Origin of the sequence: Shewanella gelidii, assembly GCF_014647855.1 — a bacterium.
Lineage (GTDB): Bacteria > Pseudomonadota > Gammaproteobacteria > Enterobacterales > Shewanellaceae > Shewanella > Shewanella gelidii.
This window is the reverse complement of the sequence record NZ_BMPZ01000008.1, coordinates 77,127-100,715: the sequence shown is the minus strand read 5'-3', so window position 1 is coordinate 100,715 and position 23,589 is coordinate 77,127. Positions and strand designations below refer to the sequence as shown.

19 protein-coding genes are annotated in these 23,589 nt (G+C 46.3%); all 19 read left to right on the top strand.

All coding sequences use genetic code 11. The features are described from left to right. Nucleotides 1-20: 20 nt before the first annotated feature. The 19 genes from IEY18_RS13565 to IEY18_RS13475 all read left to right on the top strand — a co-directional run bounded on the left by IEY18_RS13565 (nt 21) and on the right by IEY18_RS13475 (nt 23,576). Nucleotides 21-632: a type II secretion system protein gene (locus tag IEY18_RS13565; RefSeq protein WP_188921713.1), complete on the top strand. Its 612-nt coding sequence runs from the start codon at nt 21-23 to the stop codon at nt 630-632. A 34-nt stretch (nt 633-666) separates the two neighbouring features. Further along, nucleotides 667-1,179, top strand: coding sequence for a type II secretion system protein (locus tag IEY18_RS13560; protein WP_188921711.1), 513 nt, complete (start codon nt 667-669; stop codon nt 1,177-1,179). A gap of 192 nt (nt 1,180-1,371) precedes the next feature. Next, nucleotides 1,372-1,848 (top strand): prepilin-type N-terminal cleavage/methylation domain-containing protein, encoded by a 477-nt coding sequence (locus IEY18_RS13555; protein ID WP_188921709.1) that lies wholly within the window; start codon nt 1,372-1,374, stop codon nt 1,846-1,848. Further along, nucleotides 1,838-2,356 carry a type II secretion system protein gene (locus tag IEY18_RS13550; protein ID WP_188921707.1) on the top strand — a complete coding sequence of 173 codons (519 nt, stop codon included), beginning with the start codon at nt 1,838-1,840 and terminating at the stop codon, nt 2,354-2,356. Before IEY18_RS13555 ends, IEY18_RS13550 begins: the two co-directional genes overlap by 11 nt. Continuing rightward, nucleotides 2,357-3,199: a PilW family protein gene (locus IEY18_RS13545; RefSeq protein ID WP_188921705.1), complete on the top strand. Its 843-nt coding sequence runs from the start codon at nt 2,357-2,359 to the stop codon at nt 3,197-3,199. Further along, nucleotides 3,189-3,677: an MSHA biogenesis protein MshP gene (locus tag IEY18_RS13540; RefSeq protein WP_188921703.1), complete on the top strand. Its 489-nt coding sequence runs from the start codon at nt 3,189-3,191 to the stop codon at nt 3,675-3,677. Before IEY18_RS13545 ends, IEY18_RS13540 begins: the two co-directional genes overlap by 11 nt. Continuing rightward, on the top strand, nt 3,667-8,337 hold the full coding sequence (locus IEY18_RS13535; protein ID WP_188921701.1) for a DUF6701 domain-containing protein: 4,671 nt from the start codon (nt 3,667-3,669) through the stop codon (nt 8,335-8,337). The genes IEY18_RS13540 and IEY18_RS13535 overlap by 11 nt, the downstream gene beginning before the upstream one ends. Before the next feature lie 183 nt (nt 8,338-8,520). Continuing rightward, on the top strand, nt 8,521-9,570 hold the full coding sequence (locus IEY18_RS13530) for a rod shape-determining protein (RefSeq protein WP_188921698.1): 1,050 nt from the start codon (nt 8,521-8,523) through the stop codon (nt 9,568-9,570). Between the two features lie 42 nt (nt 9,571-9,612). Next, a complete protein-coding gene (gene mreC / locus IEY18_RS13525; RefSeq protein WP_188921696.1) occupies nt 9,613-10,584 on the top strand; it encodes a rod shape-determining protein MreC in 972 nt (323 codons plus the stop codon). Further along, a complete protein-coding gene (mreD, locus tag IEY18_RS13520) occupies nt 10,581-11,069 on the top strand; it encodes a rod shape-determining protein MreD (RefSeq protein ID WP_188921693.1) in 489 nt (162 codons plus the stop codon). Before mreC ends, mreD begins: the two co-directional genes overlap by 4 nt. A gap of 2 nt (nt 11,070-11,071) precedes the next feature. Further along, nucleotides 11,072-11,653: a Maf family protein gene (locus IEY18_RS13515; protein WP_188921691.1), complete on the top strand. Its 582-nt coding sequence runs from the start codon at nt 11,072-11,074 to the stop codon at nt 11,651-11,653. A gap of 181 nt (nt 11,654-11,834) precedes the next feature. Beyond that, on the top strand, nt 11,835-13,301 hold the full coding sequence (gene rng / locus IEY18_RS13510; protein ID WP_229779917.1) for a ribonuclease G: 1,467 nt from the start codon (nt 11,835-11,837) through the stop codon (nt 13,299-13,301). Continuing rightward, entirely contained in the window at nt 13,301-17,239 is a 3,939-nt protein-coding gene (locus IEY18_RS13505; RefSeq protein ID WP_188921687.1) for a YhdP family protein, read from the top strand. The genes rng and IEY18_RS13505 overlap by 1 nt, the downstream gene beginning before the upstream one ends. Nucleotides 17,240-17,320: 81 nt before the next feature. Beyond that, nucleotides 17,321-18,172: a carbon-nitrogen hydrolase family protein gene (locus IEY18_RS13500; RefSeq protein ID WP_188921685.1), complete on the top strand. Its 852-nt coding sequence runs from the start codon at nt 17,321-17,323 to the stop codon at nt 18,170-18,172. A 120-nt stretch (nt 18,173-18,292) separates the two neighbouring features. Then, complete coding sequence (gene tldD / locus IEY18_RS13495; RefSeq protein WP_188921683.1) at nt 18,293-19,741, top strand: metalloprotease TldD; 1,449 nt, start codon at nt 18,293-18,295, stop codon at nt 19,739-19,741. Nucleotides 19,742-19,847: 106 nt separating this feature from the next. Further along, nucleotides 19,848-20,336 (top strand): TlpA family protein disulfide reductase, encoded by a 489-nt coding sequence (locus IEY18_RS13490; protein ID WP_188921681.1) that lies wholly within the window; start codon nt 19,848-19,850, stop codon nt 20,334-20,336. A 56-nt stretch (nt 20,337-20,392) separates the two neighbouring features. Next, nucleotides 20,393-20,923 carry a GNAT family N-acetyltransferase gene (locus IEY18_RS13485; protein ID WP_188921679.1) on the top strand — a complete coding sequence of 177 codons (531 nt, stop codon included), beginning with the start codon at nt 20,393-20,395 and terminating at the stop codon, nt 20,921-20,923. A gap of 318 nt (nt 20,924-21,241) precedes the next feature. Then, nucleotides 21,242-22,618, top strand: coding sequence for a TolC family protein (locus IEY18_RS13480; RefSeq protein WP_373290753.1), 1,377 nt, complete (start codon nt 21,242-21,244; stop codon nt 22,616-22,618). After that, complete coding sequence (locus tag IEY18_RS13475) at nt 22,605-23,576, top strand: HlyD family secretion protein (RefSeq protein WP_188921675.1); 972 nt, start codon at nt 22,605-22,607, stop codon at nt 23,574-23,576. Before IEY18_RS13480 ends, IEY18_RS13475 begins: the two co-directional genes overlap by 14 nt. Nucleotides 23,577-23,589: the final 13 nt, after the last annotated feature.

Sequence of the window (23,589 nt, the reverse complement as noted above, 5' to 3'; positions counted from 1 at the left end):
GATAAGAAAGGTATTTTTGTATGGGTAGAAATAGTCAAAGTGGTTTCTCGTTAGTTGAACTGGTGATTGTCATCGTCATTCTTGGTTTACTAGCAGCAACTGCTATTCCTCGTTTTTTGAATGTGACTGAAGATGCGCAAGATGCCAGTGTAGATGGCGTTGCTGGTGGACTTGCGACCGCGGTAGGGTTCGTTCGTGCCCAATGGGAAGTTGACGGTCGTGCAGGTTCATCCGTGGTGCTCGATGGTGCCAATGTATTTTTAGACCCTCGCTTTGGCTATCCGACAGGTGCAACTAGCGCAAGTACAAGTGCAACTGGCATGAGTAATGCGGAGTGTCAGGAAGTATTTGAAACCGTTTTGCAAAATGCACCAAGAATTGTGCAGTTTAATGCAAATGCTCAAAATCAGCGTTACACCGCGCGCGTTCTGGCGAATGTGGTTGGGGATGTCATTGACCTTGATGGTAATACGGTGACCGGCGTTGATTTATGTGTATATCACCAAGTTGCGACGCTTGTGCTCGGTACAAATGGCGTACCTACGCCAACCCCAGATTTAACCACAGCAAGTGCCAACGGAATTACGTATAATCCGGGCACTGGCACAGTGGCTAGCTTTACAAATCAATAATTTAAACCACTAACTTTTTAAAAGGTATTTATCAATGAATAAGCAACAAGGTTTTACTCTAATTGAATTGGTGGTGGTGATCATCATCTTAGGTATTTTGGCTGTGACTGCAGCACCTAAGTTTATTAATTTGCAGGGTGATGCTCGAGCTTCTGCACTGCAAGGCATGAAAGGTGCGATTCAGGGGGCTAACACGCTTGTGTTTTCAAAGGCCGCGATTGAAGGGGAAGAAAAGTTGGCGTCTGGTGCGACAACGCCACCTTCGGTAGACATCGGTACGGGCACCGCAGCAGTGACTGATTTTGGTTATTTACAAGCGACTAAAGCAGAGCTTCAAAATGCACTTGATGTTACTTTCAATGATGGAACAAGTGCGACAGACCCAACAACTACCGGGACGAATGACTGGACTATTTTTGAAGGTACTGGCGTGGTAACAATCTGGCAAAATGGCGCTCCAGCCGATTGTCGTTTTACCTATACTGAGGCGCAAAGTGCAACCGTGTTACCTGCGTTTTCGCCTATGCCAACGGCAACAAACTGTTAACAAATATCGATAGAGTAGAAGGCCTGCCTAGCAGGCCTTTTTTATACCTATCTCTTGCGGCCTAGTTGTCGATTCTATCGGTACTAAAGTTGTTATTGGCGATGAGAGTGATTAAGCTTAAACAAGGTTTTAGTGTATCGAAACCCTCTGATTTTAAATCAATTGCAGTTGTTGAACTTGAGATTGAAGTATATGTATAGAGGAAAACGCTCGGGCTTTACCTTAGTCGAGCTGGTCGTCATCATCATCATTATTGCAATTCTTGCAGTAACAGCGCTGCCACGCTTGTTCACTCAATCAAGCTATAGTGCCTATACATTACAAGATGAGATTATTGCTGAGCTGAGGAAGACTCAGTTAATGGCACTGAACAACACCGATCGTTGCTTTCGGATGCAAGTGTCTGCCAGCGGTTACCAAATGATTCATTTTGCGGGCAGGAATGCCAGCAATCTATGCCAAGGTGTCGTGCATAAAACGGGTCAAATCCAGTCTTTACCGAGCAATACATCGATTACCCGAATTAGTGATGGTGCCTCGACTTTTAATATCGATTTTGACCCTTTTGGGCGTGCATTCCCGAGCTGTTCAGGCCCCTGTCTTCAGGTGAGTTCAGACCAAACACTCACGGTGTCTATAGAGTCAGAGGGGTACATCCATGAAGGTTAAAGGGTTTACCTTGATTGAATTGGTGGTCGGGATGCTTGTGATTGGCATTGCGATCGTGATGCTAACGAGCATGCTATTCCCGCAAGCCGATCGCGCTGCATACACACTACATAAAGTCCGGAGCGCGGAGCTTGCCCATGCCGTATTGAATGAAATATGGGGCAAGCGTTTTGATGAAAATACTGATGCTAATGGTGGTGCACCAGCGTGCGGTAGTGGATTAGCAGGAAGTAGTGCTTGTTCCGCGACATTGGGACCCGATTCTGGTGAATCTCGCCATGATTTTGATGATATCGATGATTATGCTGGCGTGAGTGGCTTAACAATCAATAGCAACATGCTCGATAGTACGCAAACTTATTTGAGCCAGTATCCGGGTTATCAATTGAGCGTGAGCGCGAGCTATCCCAATGGTCTTGCTGACCGTAACACAAAGTTAATTCAGGTCGACGTTACCACACCAAGCGGTGAAGTAATTACTTACCATGCATTACGGAGTAATTACTAAATGATTCGGTTTAAACAAGGCAGGGCCTGCCTAGGTTTTACGCTCGTTGAAATGGTGACGGTGATTCTGATCCTCGGTATTTTAGTCGTTGGGGTGAGCAGTTTTGTGATATTTGGAACTCGAATATTCGTGGAGTCGACTTCTATTGATCAAGTGCTGAGTCAAAGCCGGTTCGCGATTGAGCGTTTGACGCGCGAGTTACGTGGTGCTTTGCCCAATAGCATCCGCCTCAGCACGAATGGTACGAGTTCCCAGTGCCTAGAATTTGTGCCGATTCAGGCAAGCGCATCCTATACTCAGGTGCCCATTCACCCAGCTGTCAAGCAAAGCAGTGCGCAAGTCTTTTCCGCAAGCCAAGTCATCAGTGCTGGCGAATTTATGACTGTATATCCACTGACTGCTGCCGATATTTATACCAACCCTTTAGCGCCAATTTCTGATGGCAGGATTTTTAGTATCGATAGTGTTTCGAGTAGTGCCGGAGTCACCACGGTCGATTTTGGAAGAAATGTGCGCTTTGATGAAGCTTCTCCAAGAAAGCGATATTTTGTAGTGAATCAGCCCGTGAGCTATTGCGTATTTGAAGGTGGAGCGTTAGGTGGCAGTATGTATCGTTATACTGGATATGGCATCGATAATGCGACTCAGCCTTTGCCAAGCGCAATGGGTTCGGGGGTTTTAATGGCTGAGAATATTGTGAATAGTTTGAGCACCGATGCGCCATTCCGGATTTCTCCTTCGAATTTACGTAATAACGCCATTGTGCAAATTCAGCCTCAATTTGTCGTAAATGGCCAAAATTTTAGGTATCAACATCAAGTGCAGGTGATTAATGTACCCTAATTCAAACGTGTCAACGATCCGATATCAAATGCACGCTCGCCAGCGGGGAAGTGCTTTGGTGATCGGCGTGTTTGTGATTACGGTGATGTTTTTATTGGCATCGACGCTGATCCGAGTGCTTGAGGACAGTGATGAGCAAGTTATTTTGGAGGTATGGGGGATTCGGGCTCTGGCAACTGCCAATAGTGGCGCTGATGTGGCTATGGCGCGGCTATTTCCTGTTGATGGTTCGTTAGGGGTATGTGCTGCATCGAGTGTTTGGACGCCACCAGCCAATACACTTGGGTTCCATGGCTGTGCAGATGTGCAGTTATCCTGCAATCAAACCAATGCCACTGTCGATGGTCTAATCGTTAGTCAATATCGTATACGCAGCCATGCTGTGTGTTCATCCGGAAGTTGTGATGGTGGTGCTGGGGTTTCAAGTCGCTGCGTGCGTGTAAGCCGAACTGTGGAGGTGGAAGCTCGTGCTGAATAGATATTTTGTGACGGCTTGTTTTTTAGTGCTGCTTTACTGCGTTGTTTTGCCTGCTTTTGCCTTTGACACCATCGATTTTCCTGGCATAGCGCAAGGGCATAATAATCGAAGCAATACAAACTGCAGTGGGAATGGCAATGATGCGCAGTTGACCATTTATAACGCTGGACGTATCAGAGGAACTAATGGTGCTGATTTAGATTTTTGTCGTCAAAGCGCGGGCATGCCAAATACCAGCTGTGACACTGCGGCAGGGGGGGATCGAGTCTGTAGTATCAGCGGTAGTGCTTCTGCTGGTTTAAATATGAATGCAAATCAGAACCGTTTTTTGAGTAGTTCGAATGCCGATGGTTCTCATAGCTGTTTTGGTACCAACACACTTGCATTGGGCTCTGCAAGTGCGAACCAGTTTAATCAAGTCAATATTGGTGGTAGCTGTGAATTAACGCTATCCAATCAAAATAGCGAATACCGTTTTAGCGCGATGAACTTGAGTAGTGATGCCATCGTTAACTTTCCGGAAGGCGATTATTGGATTGGAAGTTTAAATATCAGTGGCAATGTTGAAATAAGAGTTGAAGGCAATGTTCGGATCTTTGTCGAAAGCAACAGCCTCGGAATTAACAATCAAGTAATCCTGAACCCAGATAATCAAGGGGCGTTACAACTTGTCGGTTATGGTGATATTTCTCTCAGTACTTCAGCAAAAATATATGGCAATGTGTATGCCCAAAACGCGATTACAATTAACAATGATGCGGTGATTTATGGTCGTACTAAATCCCATGACCTCATCATTAACGGTAACGGTCAGATTAATGTTCCACCAGTCGCGCCTCCAACGGATTCGTTAGCACTACAATTCGGCAAGAGTAATTCCGGCAGGGTAGATTTTGAGACGCCATTCTCAGCGGGTGTCACGCCCTTAGTTTTTTTGATGCCAACGATTACACCTGGTAACCCAGATGCGAATGATGGACCCGCTTCCGTTTTTGTTACTAGTGTTACAAATAGCGGATTTACTTGGGTTCAAAGTGAGCCTCAGAGTGTTGCCAGTCGCTATCTAGCTTCACAGAGTATGCCTGAAATTCATTGGGTTGCGATCACCCAAGGACAACACGTTTTGTCCGATGGTACGCAGATCGTCGCGGATGTCGAATCTATCGCCTCAGCTCAGTATGGCGGTGTTAATGACACTGCTGCCAACTATCTTGATATTTCCTATCCTGGGCATAGTTATGATGTGGTGTTGAGTCAGTTGCAAACAAGGGTGAATAATTGTTGGGTAACCAGCCTGGCAAAAACATCGGCAAATGATATTTCATTGTCACTTGAAATATCAGAGGTCCATAATCGAAGTAACCGTCGCTGTCAGCCGGCCAATATTCGAACATTGGCACCAGAGCAGGTCGCCTATTTAGCTGTGAGTAGTGCAACCGGGCAGTTTCGACTGAATAACCAAGATATTCGCTACCATTTTGGTACCGCTTCCACCATTCCAAGTTTTGGGGATTTAACCGCGCAATGTAATAGTTTGACTGATTTAACCGGCTTTGAAGATGCGCCAACTTTTGTTGCTGGTAAGTTATCTCGTGGGGGCGGTGACGGTGGCTGGTTAAGGCGCTGTCAACTCAGTGCGGCGCAGGTCAGTGTTGTTGTGGATGAGGATACCTATAAAGACCGAGATCGAAGTCATCTTCCCGAGGATTATGGGTTTGTTGCTTTTGAGGAAGTCACAGCGGTCGAGATTTGTTTTCAAGATAATTTTGAAGATGCAACCTTAGGACGCGAGTGGTTAGGTACTCGAAGTAGTGGCAGTTTTAACCCTAGTATCGTAAATGGACGCTTACGTTTGACGGAGAACTCTGGCAATCAAGCTACAGCGGTTACTTATCAAAGTGCATTGGCAGCCAAAGATAGTATCGTGACGGTGCAATTTGATTTATATGCCTACGGTGGCAGTGGGGCCGATGGTATGGCGATCGTGTTGTCGGACTCAATGGTCGCACCCCAGCCTGGATCATTTGGTGGGCCACTGGGTTATGGCCATCGTGCGGGGTCAGGTATTCCCGGTTTCGCGGGAGGTTGGCTTGGTGTCGGATTAGATGAATACGGAAATTTCTCGGCAGAAGGCGGCAGTAACAGTAAGGGAAGACGACGACAGTCCGTCGCCATTCGTGGCTCAGGTAGCGGTACGACTGGCTATCGTTATTTACATGGTACCTGTAATGATGGCAGTACCAATACTGGAGGCAACTGTTTATCTCCTACGGTTGATGGTAATAGTGCAACCCAGCATCGATATAAGGTGACAGTTGACTCGAGTCAATCGGGAGAGTCTAAAGTCAAAGTCGAACGAAGTATCGCTGGCGCAGCTTTTGTCGAATTAATTCCAGAGTTCGATGCCGCCGCAGAACCCGGTCAAGCGGCCATCCCCGAGAACTTCATGCTTTCTTTGACCGGCTCAACTGGCGGTGCAAGTAATATCCATGAGCTTGATGATTTTGAAGTCTGTTCGATAGACACTTCACCACCGACCGCCAGTGTGCATCACTTTGAGTTTAACTATTCAACGAGTCCACTCACTTGTAGAGCTGAAAATATACGTATTAAAGCGTGTTTGAATGCCGATTGCAGCCAGCTATTTACCGACCCTTTAAGTGCCGACTTAAGCCCCGTGTCTATGACTAATGGCGGCTGGGTTGGCGGTAATCAAGTGACTTTTGTCAATGGCCTTGCAACTAAGCAACTGCGCAGCAATACCATTGTGCCAGTGACAATTGGTGTTGATAGTTCTAACCCTGCCGCAGGAACCGGGAGTGTCACATTGTGTCAAAGTGGCGGCGGTGTACTTGATACCGCGAGCTGTACCTTTGCTTTTGCAACGGCTGGTTTTGAATTTGATGTACCCCATAAAATATCGAATAAGCCGGCCACAAATATTGTGTTTAGAGCGGTGAAGCAAGGAGATAGTAGTGAGCAATGTGTGCCTGAATTTGCTGATGAAACGAAACAAATCGCATTCTGGACCACTTATGATATCCCTGATGCAACGTCACGGCCGGCAAGCCTAGCGGCTTCAGTTAATGCCACGAATGTAGGCACATCTTCTGCAGCCCCTACCCTTGTTGATGTGACCTTTGATGTTAATGGTCGCGGCTCTATAGATGTCAATTATGCAGATGCAGGCCAACTGATTTTAGATGCGCTATACACCGGCATCGCTGGTACCGATGAAGAAGGGCTCGTTATGGCGGGCAGTGATAGCTTCGTGAGTACGCCTGTAGGACTATGTGTGACACCTGAAGTTGTATGCGCAGCTGGAAATGATTCATGCCCAGTATTTCGAAAAACAGGTGAGCCTTTTAATATCACGGTGCAGGGGAAAGCTTGGCAAAGCGATGGCGATAGTGACTTCTGCGACAATGTGAATACGCCAAATTATGCGCAAAATGGGATGATGTTAACGAGTGTTTTAGTTGCCCCGAGTGGCGGCCAGCCGGCGGTTCTCGAGCGGATTCGTTATGATCACCTTGCTGCCGCGAACAATAGTAATACCTTTACGCAAGGTGTGGACGAAGTTGGCGTTTTTGATTTCATTGTTACACCAGAAAGCAATTATTTGAACAGTGGTTTAAGTGTTGCTCAGGCAACGAGTGAGTCTGTAGGGCGGTTTATTCCTTCGGATTATGAAATGACGAATCATGGCGTAATACCTGCGTGTTTAAGTGCAGCATCGCTGACCTATATGGACGAACCATTCGGGATGTCTGCGACTGTCATTGCCAGAAATCATCGCGGTAATCGGACACTGAATTATGATAGCGTTTTTGCAAAAGGCACTTTAAAACTTGTCGCGCAAAATAATAATTTCGGTGCAGACCTTTCGAGTCGAGTTTCTGGGGTCGTCGCTGATTCCACCTGGAATCCCGGTAATCAGGCATTTGATATGGGCTGGAACCAAGGACAAGTCACAGTTTCTAAATCGATTGTTTTCTCGCGTTTAGCCACGGGATTTGCCGACGGTCCGTATCCGTTGTTAGACGTAGGTTCGTGGATTGAAGACAATGAATCTGGCAGTCGCCGTACGCAAATCGCCGCAGCAAATATGAATGCTGCTACAACGGGTGATTGTTCTGCTAGCGCAACTTGTGATGCGATTGCTTTACCTAGTGCGATGAATATGTTGCAAGGCCGAATTGTTGCAGAGAACACCTATGGTCCCGAGTCTGAGGTGTTGAACATGCCCGTACAGGCACAATACTGGAACGGCAGTTCATGGGTGCGGAGCATTGATGATCATTGCAGTGTGCTTGGGGTTGCGACATTGCCTTATCCATATGCGGATGATTCCACCTTAGGTTATCAGTACCTTGAATTACCTACGGGGGACCAACGGGTGAATCGTAGCTTAGGGGGGAGCAACTTTGTAGGCGGTGAATTTGATTTGTTATGGCAAGCCGTCTTGTCACCAAGTAGCTCCACCGACCCGCTTTATCGAGGGCAAATCACCGCGCCAATTCAAGTGCCGACTTGGCTGACTTGGTATTGGAACTGGAATGGAACTTCGCCAACTGTATTTGCTCAACCCAGAGCGAGTGCTTTCTTTGGGACCTACCGCGGTCATGACCGGATCATTTATTGGCGTGAAGTGCAATAAATGTGGCAAGTAAAGTCGGCTTTTTACAAGTAAAAGCCGATATTTGCTTTCAATTGCCAGAATTAATCAGAAAAATACCCATCAATCACCAATCATCAACAGTTCGGCCTTGTGGAAATTCAATGGCATTGATAAAGTTAGCTGATTTTTCTTTCTTCTGATCCACTGATACAGGCTGGTTACATGTTCAAGAAGCTACGTGGCATTTTTTCCAACGATCTTTCGATCGATTTAGGTACTGCTAACACCTTAATTTATGTTCGTGAAGAAGGCATTGTCTTGAACGAACCTTCGGTAGTTGCAATTCGTGGTGAGCGTAACGGTGCGGGGCAAAAGTCCGTAGCAGCCGTAGGTACCGAAGCAAAACAAATGTTGGGTCGTACCCCTGGCAACATCCAAGCGATTCGTCCTATGAAAGACGGTGTGATTGCCGATTTCTATGTGACTGAAAAAATGTTGCAGCATTTCATCAAGCAAGTTCATAACAATAGCTTTTTTAGACCCAGCCCCCGCGTTCTTGTGTGTGTCCCTGTTGGGGCGACTCAGGTTGAGCGTCGTGCCATTCGTGAGTCGGCAATGGGTGCCGGTGCGCGTGAGGTGTACTTAATTGAAGAGCCGATGGCGGCGGCAATAGGTGCAGGATTACCCGTTTCTGAAGCGACGGGTTCTATGGTTGTTGATATTGGTGGTGGTACCACAGAAGTCGCGATTATTTCTTTAAATGGCGTGGTTTATTCTTCTTCGGTTCGTATCGGAGGCGACAAATTTGATGATGCAATTATTAACTATGTGCGTCGTAACTATGGCAGCTTAATTGGTGAAGCCACAGCAGAGCGTATTAAGCACTCAATTGGTACTGCTTATCCTGGTGATGAGGTGCTAGAAATTGAAGTTCGTGGACGTAATTTAGCTGAAGGTGTACCAAGAAGCTTTACACTCAATAGCAATGAAATCCTCGAAGCATTGCAAGAACCACTTTCTGGCATTGTGAGTGCCGTAATGGTGGCGCTTGAGCAGTCCCCACCAGAGCTCGCATCTGATATTTCTGAGCGAGGAATGGTACTTACCGGTGGTGGTGCCCTCTTGAGAGATTTAGACCGACTGTTGATGCAAGAAACTGGAATTCCAGTCATGGTGGCTGAAGACCCATTAACTTGTGTTGCTCGTGGCGGTGGCACCGCACTTGAAATGATCGATATGCACGGCGGAGATTTATTCTCCGAAGAAAACTAAGCATTCCGGTCATAGGCGGTGCTTGCACCGCCTTGTTATTTTATGAAGCCCATTTTTGTCCGCGGTATTTCTAATCAGTTTCGCTTAACGCTGGCCATTATGATGTCGGTGGTGTTGCTGGTGGCCAATGAGCGCCTAGAACCCTATCGTCAGTCACTTGCCTCTTTTTTGAGCCCTATCCAATATCTTGCCAATGTTCCTGGTGCAGTCCTCGACTGGAGTGCTGAAAGCTTAGCTACTCGGAATATGCTTGCGAAACAAAACAAAGATTTGCTGCGACAACAACTGCTGATGAGTGAGCGTTTGCAGCGTTTTGAACATCTTCGTCAAGAGAATGACCGTCTTCGTGCATTACTGGGTTCGCCTTTACATATGGACTCTCGCAAGGTTGTTGCGGAAGTGATGGAGGTGGCGAGTGACCCATTCCATCACTATGTGGTTGTGAACCATGGGGCAGGTAGTGGTGTTTTCGTTGGTCAACCTGTTGTTGATGCCCAAGGTATTGTTGGACAAGTGGTTCAGGTGAACGAGCTTACCGCACGAGTTCTGTTGATTTCGGATGAAAGCCACGGCATTCCGGTGCGGATTACTCGGAACGATGTGCGGTTGGTCGCCAAAGGTATCGGACGAATCGATGAGATTGAGCTGCAATATGTTGCGAAAAGTACTGATATTGAAGCCGGTGATTTAATTGTCAGTTCGGGTCTAGGAAAGCGTTTTCCTGAGGGCTATCCAGTTGCGCGTATTACAGACGTTACTCGAGAAGATGGTCAAAGTTATGCCAAAGTTCGTGCTAAACCCCTGGCAGCATTGGATCGGGTGCGCTACTTGCTGTTGATTTGGCCCGATATTGATGCGACCAAGAATCGCGAAGACGATGCTGCGAATGCGGCAAGTATAAATGGTCATGAAGGCTCACAAACGAGTAGTGACAGTAATGAAGCGCCAAAGAGTACTTCTGAAGCTTCAAATGAAGTAACGCCAACCAAACCTGAGCAGGAGAGCCAGTCATGAGTATTCATGTTGCCAATGGCCGCTTGGTTGTTTGGTTTACAATATTTGTTGGTTTGTTGTTCCAAATTATGCCTTTGCCAGAGCTTGTGGAGCATGCTCGGCCAGATTGGCTATTACTTGTGATGATTTATTGGGCAATGGCATTACCCCATCGCTACAATATTCTCACCGCTTGGCTCCTCGGGGTGATGTTGGATGTGCTATTGGGTGCGACTTTAGGCATTCGTGCTTTGGCCATGTCGCTAGTCATTTATGTGGTGGTTTTGCACTTCCAGCGCTTACGTAACTTTCCGATGTGGCAACAGTCTCTGCTCGTTGCTTGCTTGGTAGGGATGTATCATTTAGTCGTCTTTTGGGTGGAATTTGTCGCCATAGAAGCCGAATTTAGCCTCTCTATCATTCTGCCTTCTCTTTCAAGTCTGATTATCTGGCCATGGGCGTTTTGGTTCCTGCGCCGAATCAGACGTCATTACAAGGTTCGCTAACGATGACGCTAGTTCTTGCCTCAGGTTCACCTCGCCGCCAGCAAATTCTCACTGAGATTGGTCAATTACAGCGCGATTTTGAATTTGAAATTGTAACGCCTGATATTGACGAAACCTATCAAGGTGAAGCTGCTGCTGACTTTGTTTTACGCCTTGCCAAAGAAAAAGCACAGGCGGGTTTTGCATTGTGCCACCACCTTGAAGCCCCTCGAGTGATCGGCTCTGATACCATTGTTGTTCTTGATGGCAAAATTTTAGGCAAGCCAGTGGATAAAGCTGATGCAGTCAAAACATTGCAAGCGCTCTCGGGACAAACTCATCAAGTGATGACCGCTGTGGCGATCACCAATGGCAGTGAAACTGTGTCAAAAGTCGTTTCTACCGCTGTAACGTTTTGCCAATTGAACATGGAAGATATCCTCGCTTATATAGAGACGCAGGAACCGATGGATAAAGCTGGAGCTTATGGTATTCAAGCGATTGGCGGGAGTTTTGTGGCGAGCATTAACGGTAGCTACTCGGCGGTTGTTGGCTTGCCTATGGTTGAAACTCGACAGCTTTTACAAGCAATGTCTGTGATTTAGAGATTAATTATCTTTCCAGCGTTTTGGGTTTTATTACGCTTTCACGGCAATAATTTGCAAAATCGATGAAATTCTTCTTCAATTTTAAGGTCATATAGGTAACAACCTGTGACAAATAATTCCCAAAATGGGGTATATGGTGAATAGCAATTATCCGGCAAATACAAAAGCTCAGGGCAAAATTGGCTCCGAGTTACTGATTAATGTCACGCCGACTGAAGCTCGAGTGGCGCTTGTTGAACATGGAATGTTGCAGGAAGTGCATGTTGAAAGGCGGATGAAACGCGGCTTAGTCGGTAATATTTATAAAGGCAAAATTAGTCGCGTATTGCCAGGTATGCAGGCCGCATTTGTTGATATCGGTTTTGATAAAGCCGCTTTTTTACATGCATCGGATATTGTGCCGCATACGGAGTGTGTTGCTGATATTGAAAAGGGCAACTTTGTTGTTCGAGATATCGCTGAGCTTGTGCGTCAAGGTCAAGACATTATGGTTCAGGTGGTGAAAGACCCGATTGGAACCAAAGGCGCACGTTTAACAACAGATATTACGCTCCCGTCTCGCTACCTAGTATTCATGCCCGGTTCGAGCCATATTGGTGTTTCTCAGCGAATTGAGTCTGAGGAAGAAAGGGGTCGTTTAAAGAAAATTACTGAACCATTTGTCGATGACGACGGTGGTTTTATTATTCGTACTGCGGCCGAGGGGGTGGGTGAGTCTGAGTTTGCGCAAGATGCTGCATTTCTGCGCCGAGTTTGGGCGAAAGTGTCGGAGCGGCGTAAGCGTCGCGGCGTAGCTTTGCTTTATCAAGACTTGGCACTCCCCGTGAGAACCGTTCGAGATTTTGTGGGCGCTGAGCTTGATCGGATCCAAGTCGATTCAGGACAAACCTATACTGAGTTAACTGAGTTTGCACAAGAGTTTATGCCAGAGATTGCCGAAAAAATTGAGCACTACTCTGGGCCGGCACCGATTTTCGAGTTGTATGGTGTAGAAGGGGAAATTCAAAAAGCTCTCGGTCGTAAAGTAGAGCTTAAATCTGGCGGATACTTGATTATTGATCAAACGGAGGCTATGACCACGGTTGATATTAATACGGGGGCTTTTGTTGGTCACCGTAACCTTGAAGAGACCATTTTTAATACCAACCTTGAAGCAACTCAGGCTATCGCTCGCCAATTAAGGTTAAGAAACTTGGGTGGTATCATTATTATTGATTTCATCGACATGCTAAACGAAGAGCATCAAACGCGAGTGTTGAATAGCCTGACCTCAGCATTATCCCACGACAAAGTGAAAACCAATATCAGCGGCTTTTCAGGTCTGGGATTAGTGGAAATGACTCGAAAACGAACCCGTGAGAGCCTTGAACATGTGCTTTGCGGTGAGTGCCCAGCATGTAAAGGCACAGGTACGATGAAAACTGTTGAGACAGTTTCTTATGAAATATTTCGTGAAATTATCCGCTTAAATCGGGCTTATGATGCGGATGAATTTTTAGTTTATTGCTCGCCCGCGGTTTATGAGAGTCTCAGCGGTGATGATGGCCATTGGGTTGCAGAACTCGAGGTGTACATTGGCAAGCGTATTCGTTTACAAAATGAACCTATGCACGCCCAAAACCGATATGATGTGGTAATGGTGTAGTGCGACGGCTCTTTTGTCCTCGGCGATTCAGCTTTTTATGCTGGCAATCTCTTGCTGTCATACTTGTGGTTTTTGCACTGGTTGTCAGCTTGATTCGAGGGCTATTGCCACAGTTGGATGAGGTGCGTCAAGAGCTCGTTCAGTATGTCGAAGACCAATATCAAGTCGAAGTTCAAGTCGGTAAAATATCGGCTCAATGGCAAGCATTTGGTCCTGCCGTAACGATTGATGAGCTCGTCCTCCCTCCTCAGCAAAACCTACCGATTACCCTGATGATTAAGCAAGTCCATATCAAGTTGGACTTTTGGGAGTCGGTACTATCTTTAAGTCCCCAAGTCGAGAATGTAACGTTCACTGATGCCAATATTGCGGTCGATGTCGATAGAGTTCGCTTGGCTGCGCAGCACTCTCAAGCCGTGACTGAGGAAGGCAATATTGACTGGCTTTATAGCTTGCTTCTAGAGCAGTTAAGTCGATATTCGATCTCTGAAGTTGATATTCAACTGCTTAGCCAAACCCAAAATTATCGGCCTATTCATATCACCGATCTCAAATGGCTTAATCATGGTGAGCAGCATCAAGGGAAAGGGTTTGTTTATTTAGATCATCAAGCGACTGCCGATGAGCGACTCACTCTTCGAATTGATCTTGAAGGAGATGGTCATCAGGTTCAAACCCTAGCAGGGCAGCTTTATTTACAAGCGCAATCTCTCGATATTGGCGCTTGGGCCTCTCGACAGCCCAACCCTTATGCGCCTCAAGAAAGCTTACCTTTAGAAGGCGTTGTCAACCTGCAAGCTTGGTTTGGGATTGAGCAAAGTCGATTTAAATCTGGCGTGGTGCAATTTGAACCCAGTTGGTTGCAATGGGACCTCAACAGCGAGCCTCAAAAATTTGCCATCGATTCTGGAGAGATCCATTGGGTACCCACAGACATCGGTTGGCAGGTGACCAGCCAAGATTTGCAGGTAGCAACCAATGGAGAGTATTGGCCTGCGTTGGCTTTTGGCTTTAATAAGCAAAACCTACGCACGCAGGGGTACGTGAGCCAGTTTGACCCTTATCTTTTGCTACCCTTGCTCCCGCTCGTGCCTGGTGTTGAACTTGAGCACTTAGAGCTTTGGCAAGCGATGGAGCCGACTGGGCTCGTTGGCCCTATCCAATTTGTAGAAGATGAACACGGTAGTCGTGCAGCTACAGAGCTGCAGCAACTCACTTGGTTACCGAGTGGTCCTATACCGGGGAGCAAGCCCGTAGACTTGTCTCTTACATGGGTCAAAGAGTTGTTATTGATTCATGCACCAAAACAAAGCTACTCAATTGACTTTAATGGTGCCTTTGATGCGCCATTGGTTTTTGAAGGTGAACCATTTCAAGGGGTGTTCAATAGCGAAGAGGCTGCGTTGGATATTACCGAGCTTGTGCTTAACAACGAGGATTTATCGTTGAATGCGACGACGAGAATCTTATTTGACGAGGAGTTGCACTTAGCACTTGCTGCGGCCGTCGAGGTTAAAAATGCAGGCAATGCCGGTCGATATTACCCAGTGAAAGCAATGGGGCAGTCTTTAGTCGACTATCTAAATGGCGCATTGTTCGCAGGGCAATCCAACGATGCCAAAGTTTTATGGCATGGCGCCTTACCCCAGTATCCTTACAGTCAACATCAAGGGGTATTTCAAGCTGGCTTCCAGTTAAATCATGCGGAGTACCAATTTCACCCCGAGTGGCCAACCGTTGAGAATATTGAACTGTATGGTTTGTTTGAAAATGCGCGAATGGATCTGTGGGTTGATCAGGGCTCGTTGGTCGATATTCCGATTGCCGGCGCTCACATCTTTATCCCAGAGCTCGGTGAGCGTACAGAAGTTAAAGTTCAGGCCAATGTCAATACCACTGGGCCCGCTGCAACCACAGTGATGCAACAGTCTCAGCTTGCAGACTCAGTAGGGAAAACTCTTGAGATCATTCAGGTTCGCGGTGAAGTCAGTGCCGATCTTGATTTAACAATTCCCCTTTTTGCAGGGCAAGAGCCTGATATTCGTGGCGAAGTTCATTTAAACAAAAACAATGTATTCATCCAACAACCGGGGCTCGATCTTGCGCAAGTGAGTGGTGCGGTTAGTTTTGTGAATGATGTGGTGAGTGGGCGAGATGTACAGGCTCAGCTGTTTAACCAACCCACACGCATTACTTTTGATACTGGCGCGATTCATCAGGATTTTGCGCTAAACGTTCAACTGAAAAGCACTTGGCAGTTGGATGAATTGCCCCAAGAGTTAAGTAACCCCCTTGAATCGTTTTATGCTGGAACCATAGATTTGAGCGGGGCGATGACGATGATATTTGACGATACGGGATATCGAATTCAAGCTCAAGTTGAGTCAGATTTAATGGGTGCAGATGTAAAACTACCACAAACTTTTGCGAAACGAGTGGGTGAGCGGCGGCTCTTGCGAGCGGAACTTATCGGTGACAATAAGCAGTCTTCTTTAGGAATTAAATATGGGAAACTGGCTGAATTTTGGGGTGGATTTAATTTTGACCAAAGCAATCAGCTTGCGCATTACGACCTATTATTGGGACGCCAATATAAGCTTGGCGATACCTTGAAAAAACAAGATGGTTATATTCATCTTGCAATGCCGAAAACTGAGCTTTTACCATGGATGGATGTTATCCAAGCGTTTATTGACCAAGCGCAGTCTGCTACGCAAACCAGTCCGCAACGGACTCCATTGAATTCCAACGACGCTCTTGCAATAACCCCAAAGCAACAAGACCTATTTCCTCCATTACAAGGAATGACTGGGTATATTTCTCAATTAGATATAGCTGGTCAGACACTGGATAAGTTACAACTCAATATTTACCCAAGAGACACAACTTGGCGGCTTGATGCGATTTCAGAGCAGTTTGTTGGTAACGTAGATTTTTACCCGAGCTGGCGGGAGCAGGGATTAAAAATTGTTGCAGATAAGCTGCATTTGTCGAGCAATATGACGATTCCCCAAGATCACCAAATTGGTGCCACTGAAGTGGTGAGCCACCTACCACCATTAGCCGTAGAAGCAAAAGAGTTTCAAGTTGATCAGTTTAACCTAGGGCAGTTAGTGCTACAGGCAGGGCCTGATGGTAAGGATTATCTGATCCAAACGCTGAGGCTGACGACCCCTGAAACTCAGCTACAGGGACAGGGACGCTGGTTAAATCAACATAATGAGAACTTGACGGAGTTTGAATTCAATCTCAAAAATAGCAAGTTCGATTATTTATCGGAGCGGCTGGATCTCAACGCAGGAATAAAAGATGCGCCGCTTGAGGTCAAAGCGAAGTTAAACTGGCAAGATGCGCCCTATGCGTTTGCCGTCAACAAATTAAACGGCAAGGTTAACTTCGAGCTTGGTAAAGGTGTGTTGACTGAGGTGAGTGACAAAGGTGCTCGAATATTCTCTTTGTTTAGCCTAGATTCTCTTCTACGAAAGCTCTCATTAGACTTCAGTGATGTCTTTGGCAAGGGGCTATATTTTAATTCGTTTGGTGGCAATTTATCGATTGACCAAGGCGTGGTGAAAACAACCGATACGGAAGTTAACGCGATTGCTGGCAATATGAAGGTCAGGGGTTTTACGGACTTAACCACGCAAAGCTTAAACTATGATATTCGTTTTGTACCGCAATTGGCATCAAGCGTGCCCACAGTAGTATTATTGAGTACAAGTGGTTGGACAATGGGGCTTGGGGCATTTGCTTTGACGAAGGTATTAGAGCCCGTGATCGAAGTGATATCTGAAATTCGTTTTAGATTAACAGGCACCATGGATGATCCCAAGCTTGAAGAGCTAGAGCGAAAAAGTAAAGAGATTGAAATTCCAGAGTCGGTATTACCGAGTAAACCGTCAAACGTAGAAGTGCCTACTAAATCGTCTAAAAAATAGCTAAGCTGACAATCGTTTAAAGCCGTATTGATAGACCATTTGTACGTTCTATTGTGCGACGGAGTTAAAAGGAGCCTATCGGTGCATATCAGTATTCTGCAGTGCCAAAGTGGTCGTGATGTTGCTGCAAACTTAGCATTTATTGAGTCGCAGTTGCGATGCCTTGAGCCAACCCAAGGTGCTAGGCTTGTCGTATTGCCGGAATGCTGCTTGCTATTTGGCGGCCATGAAAGCCAACAGCTGCAATATGCACAATCATGTGGCACCAGTGACTTAAAGCAAACGATGGCGAATTTTGCCAAACAATATCAAGTCTATCTGGTCGCAGGCACTTTGCCCATTCTTGCCAAAGACGGCAGAGCATATAGCCGTTGCTATCTGTTTGATGACCAAGGGGAAACTCTTGGTCACTATGACAAAATGCATCTGTTCGATGTCGATGTGTCAGATAATACAAAAGCTTATCGAGAAAGTGATACGTTTTGTCCAGGTCACGAAATTTGTGTGGTAGAAACGCCATTTGGTAAATTGGGCTTTGCGATTTGCTATGATGTTCGATTCCCCGAGTTGTTTAGAGCCCTACGGATGGCTGGCGCTGAAATAATTGTTTTGCCGTCAGCATTTACTCAGGTAACAGGCGCAGCGCATTGGCAAGTTTTGCTGCAAGCGAGAGCGATTGAAACCCAGTGCTTTGTTATCGCTGCAAATCAATCGGGGCAGCATAATCAGAGCCGCCGTGAAACATGGGGCCATAGTATGTTGGTCGATCCTTGGGGTAACATATTGGCGAATCAACAACGTAATATCGGCTGGCTCCATTATGAATTTGATGTGAATGCAGCTAAAGCACAATTAAAAGAAATTCGTGCCAACATGCCGGTGATGCAGCACAATCGATTTGCACGGCCTCAAATTCAGACCAAGAAGCTTTGAGTAGAACTTTGCTCGAGGCAGAACTAAAAAACTCAAAGGTTGAGTTACCATGTTGTGAACATGTGTCATTAGAAATTTTAAATTAATCCCATGATCATGGGTGTTACAGAGAGAGAGTTCATGCCATTTTTAACACAGGTCGCGCAAAATTTATTACAAGAAGGGCTCAGCCTTGATGATCTGCAGCAGCACTTACGAGTGATACATCAGCATAAAGTTGATTTCTCTGACCTATATTTTCAAGGGAGCCGACATGAATCCTGGGTGCTCGAAGATGGCATTGTTAAAGAAGGCAGTTTCCACATTGAGCGTGGGGTCGGGGTTCGAGCGATTTCAGGAGAAAAAACCGGCTTTGCTTATGCAGATGAAATCACGCCGTCGGCTTTGGCTTCTGCGACTGAAGCAGCAAGAAGTATTGCGAATGCCGGTGAGCAGGGTCAAGTAAAAGCATTTTCATCTCAGCAAACACAGCCCCTTTATACCACCGATGATCCTATCGCGGCGATGGAAGAGGCCAAGAAAATTGCACTGCTGAAACAGGCCGATGCCTATATACGAAGCCTAGATTCTAGAATCATTCAGGTCGTGATTAGCCTGTCTGGTGTCCATGAAGAGATTCTAGTTGCTGCGAGTGATGGCACCTTAGCCGCAGACATTCGACCGCTTGTTCGATTTAATTGTAGTGTGATCTTGGAAGAAAACGGTAAACGTGAACGAGGTGGCAGTGGCGGTGGCGGTCGCCATGATTATCAGGTATTCATGAATAGCGATGATGCAGGCTTACCGTTATGTTTTGCCTATGCTCGAGAGGCTGTACGCCAAGCTTCGGTTAACTTAACCGCGATTGATGCCCCCGCAGGTGAAATGCCCGTTGTACTAGGAGCCGGATGGCCAGGTGTTCTCCTTCATGAAGCCGTAGGTCATGGGCTCGAAGGCGACTTTAACCGAAAAGGCAGCAGTGCATTTAGTGGAAAAATTGGTCAGCAGGTCGCATCGAAATTGGTAACTGTCGTGGACGATGGCACGATTGCAAACCGTCGCGGCTCATTAAGTATTGATGATGAAGGGACGCAAACTCAAGTCACTACGCTAATTGAAGATGGTATTTTAAAAGGCTATATGCAGGACAAACTCAATAGTCGTCTAATGGGACACGAGCCGACTGGAAATGGACGTCGAGAGTCCTATGCTCATTTGCCGATGCCTAGAATGACCAATACCTATATGAAGGCTGGTGATTCCGATCCGAAAGCGATCATTGCATCGGTTAAACAGGGTATATATGCCCCCAATTTTGGCGGCGGCCAAGTCGATATTACTTCGGGTAAATTTGTGTTTTCAGCCTCAGAAGCTTACCTCATTGAAAATGGCGAAATTACTCAGCCGATTAAAGGCGCGACACTGATTGGAAACGGTCCAGAGTCTATGGCGCAAATCTCGATGGTTGGTAATGACATGAAGCTCGACAATGGTGTGGGAGTATGTGGTAAAGATGGTCAAAGTGTACCCGTTGGCGTTGGCCAGCCAACACTCAAACTGGACAAGTTAACCGTTGGTGGAACGGCTTAGCATCGCAGTCGATTAAAGCTTGCATAAGAGCAATTATTGCTGAGGTTGTGGCGCGCTACGACCTTTCTTATTCTTCACTACAGCTCAATAAATTAAGGCGTAAATCATGATTCGACTTTTCGTTATTGCAACTGTGCTATGGCTGGCGGCTTTTAGTTGTCACGGACAGGAAAAAGTGGAGTACAAGACTTATGTAGAGGTTGGGCAGACCTTGCCCATGACGGTGTTTGGCGATATTCAAGGGCTACAGATTGTGCTAACTGACTCGAGTAACAACAAGTTGCTCGTGTTGTTTGCAACGTGGTGCCATGACTCACAGCGTGCGATGAAGGCGATAATGGCGAGCCATCTCGCCACCCAGACGAATATTGACATAATCGGTATTGGTCGGGAAGAGTCGGTCGAGTCACTAAAAAATTTTGCTGCAGAATACCAATTGAACTTTCCATTGGTCGCAGACACTGATAGAAGCATCTACGCTCAGTTTGCTAACGCAGGTGTGCCGCGGTTGATTTTAATTGATGGCAATAATACCATCGTAAAAACCATCATTGCGGAGAATGAGCAACCTTTGGCTCAAGTTCAATGGCATTGATGTGTTCGCAAAAACCTAAAGAACGGCGGCCCGCCTAAATCAGCTATGGAGAACACATGAGCAAAGTCATTATTGAAACCTCACGGCTCATTATTCGCGAATTTAATCTTGATGACTTGGAGGCGGTGTTTGAATTTAGCATCAATGAAGACGTTACACGTTATACCGGTGATGCGGGGGCGATAAAGACCCGAGAAGATGCCAAAGGTGTCATTGAGTCGATTTGGTTAGCTGAGTATAAAAAGTATGGTTACGCTCGTTGGGCGTTACAACATAAACAAAGCGGAAAAGTGATAGGCTTTTGCGGATTCAAAAATGATGACAGGATTCAAGCAACCGACCTTGGTTATCGGATGCTCCCCGAGTTCTGGGGGCAGGGCTTAGCAACGGAAGCATGCACAGCCTGTCTTCAATATGCGAAGCAACACATGGCGTTAGATAGAATTTTGGGTGAAGTAGTTGTGCAAAACACCAACTCAGCCAATGTGTTAGAAAAGCTGGGATTTAAATTTGTTTCTGAATATCCAGATCTCGGAGTAACGATCAAGCGTTACGAGTTGTGGCTTAGACAGCTCCCCTCTGGTTAGCTTGAATGGTTGTGTTATTTATTCGAGTCGATAGCGTTTATTGGCTTGGTTGTATCTGTCATTTTTGAGCATTCACTTTACATCTGAACGTCTAAGTTTACCTTTCCCTTTCACCGATGCCTTTGAGTAACTCACCGGATAATTTGAAGTTGATCGATAATGCTTTGAGTATTGCTCTAATCATCTCATTGTTCATGTTAGCTTTGGGAGCTGAATAGAGGTTGGCCGTGACCAAGCTATTCTCTGCCATGAATGAATGCTAAAATAACCCAAAGTAGAGTCATTGCTCTAGAGGCGTAAGTGAGAATTTTTCCTTTAATTATCTTAATACTGATTTCTGGTTCGGTTTCTGCCCAGGAATATGGTTTTGAGCAAGCGTGGCACAGACTATTGCTGGTCAGTGATGCATTGCAGGCGGAGCAGCAACAAGTGAATCGCGCCCGTGCGGAGCAAGAGGCAAGTCATAGCCTCGACTATCCTTCGGTGAGTATCGGCGGAAGCTATACGCATTTAGAAAAGCCCCTCGAACTTGATTTGAGAGACTTAAATCCACTGGCGTCGTTGGAGCCCAGCAGCTTACCTCCAGCTCTTGGTGCTGCGATGGCGGCGATACCGAATTCTCTTTATGTCACGCCCTTTACTGAGCAAGATGTATTTAGAGCAAGCTTGCAAGCGATGTGGCCGATTTATACCGGGGGAAAGATTACCGCTGCCCACGCCATTCACGCAGCGGAAGTGACCGAAAAAGAGCAACAAAAGTTGCTAAAACAACGGCAGTTGTTTACTGCACTTGTTGATCGTTATTATGCGGTTTCAGTGACGCAAACCTTGATGAATACACAGCAGCAGCTGGTTTCATCATTGTCGCATCACGCTGAGCATGCGCAAAAACTTGAAGCTCAAGGGCAGATCGCTAAGGTAGAGCGCCTTAATGCACAGGTTGCATTAGAGAACGCGCGAGTGAGTTTAGGGAGTTCCAAACGTCAGTATGAAATGGCGCAAATTGCCCTGTCGAGAATGCTACATCAGCAATCGGTATTAACCAACTCCCCGTTATTTATGTTAGAGCGCTTGCCTTCATTGCCAGATTTAACACAATTAACGTTGCACCAACACCCTGCTCTTCGACTGTTAGATGCGAAAGCTGAGCAAGCCGAAGGTTTGGTCGCCGTTGAGCTTGGTAGTTATAAGCCAACGGTATTTCTTTACGGCAATTACACCTTATACGAGGACGACAGTTTGTTTTCCAAAATGGAGCCAGACTGGATGGTTGGTGTGGGTGTGAGAATGCCTTTGTTAAGTCGAGATGGGCGTAGCGGTAAAGTTTTAGCGGCAAAAAGTGCTTTGTTACAGGCGCAACACACGAAAGCGCAAACAACACAAGATTTAAGCTTATTGGTCGATCAAAGTTATCGTCGCTTATTGCAAGCACAAGAGGAAGTGCTCGCACTGAATGCGTCATTAAGCTTAGCGAAAGAAAATTTAAAACTTCGTGACCTCGCTTTTTCTCAAGGGCTATCTACTTCCATTGAGCGCGTGGATGCACAGCTTAAGCTGACTGCAGTGAGCACACAGCAACTTGGTGCCCGTTATCGTTATGTTCAAGCGTTTGCCAGATTAATGGCCGTTAGTGGTCAAGTTGATGAATTTATTGGTCGCTCAAAGACCTCGGAGAACTCCCATGCGCACAAATAGAGTATTGGCCATTGCGGCATTACTCGGTCTCGTTTTGATCTTGACTTACGGCTTAAAACTCGCTTTTACGCCGAAACCCGCACGATTGCAGGGGCAAATTGAAGCGCGAGAGTACAATATTTCGTCCAAGGTTCCTGGTCGAGTGGAGCAAGTCTTAGTACGGCGCGGAGATATGGTCACTGAGGGCGATATGTTGTTTTCGATTCAAAGCCCAGAGTTAGATGCCAAGTTAATGCAAGCTCAAGGGAGCAGGGATGCCGCCAAAGCGATGCAGCAACAAGCGGACAATGGCGCCCGCAAGCAACAAATTATGATGGCAAAAGAGCAGTGGTTAAAAGCAAAAGCTGCTGCCGAATTAGCACATACAACTTTTAATCGCGTGGAAAACCTATTTGTTGACGGGGTTGTTGCTCGTCAAAAGCGTGATGAAGCATTTACCCAATGGCAAGCATCGAAATATACCGAGCAAGCAGCAAATGCGGCGTTTCAAATGGCGCAAGAAGGTGCGCGTAGCGAAACGAAAGCCGCAGCTGCGGGACAGGCTCGTCAAGCCGAAGGCGCTGTGAATGAAGTGAGTGCCATACTTGCAGATAGTCAAATCAGAGCTTTTCGCGGCGGTGAGATCAGTGAAGTCTTGCTTCAGGCCGGTGAGCTAGCACCAAGTGGTTTTCCGGTGATGAGTCTGATCGATATGCAGGATGCGTGGGCAATATTTCAAGTGCGAGAGGATCAACTGCACCAATTTAAGCAAGGCCAACAGCTTGATGTTGAGATCCCCGCATTAGGCCAAAAATATGCCTTTGTTGTGAGTCATATTAGCGTCATGGGAACGTTTGCCAATTGGCGTGCGACAGAAAGTGGTCATGATTTTGATATGCGCACTTTTGAAATTGAGTTAACTCCTGTTGATCCCATCGTAGACTTGCGTGTGGGTATGTCTGTGTTACTGAGTTTGTAACTGATCATGCTCG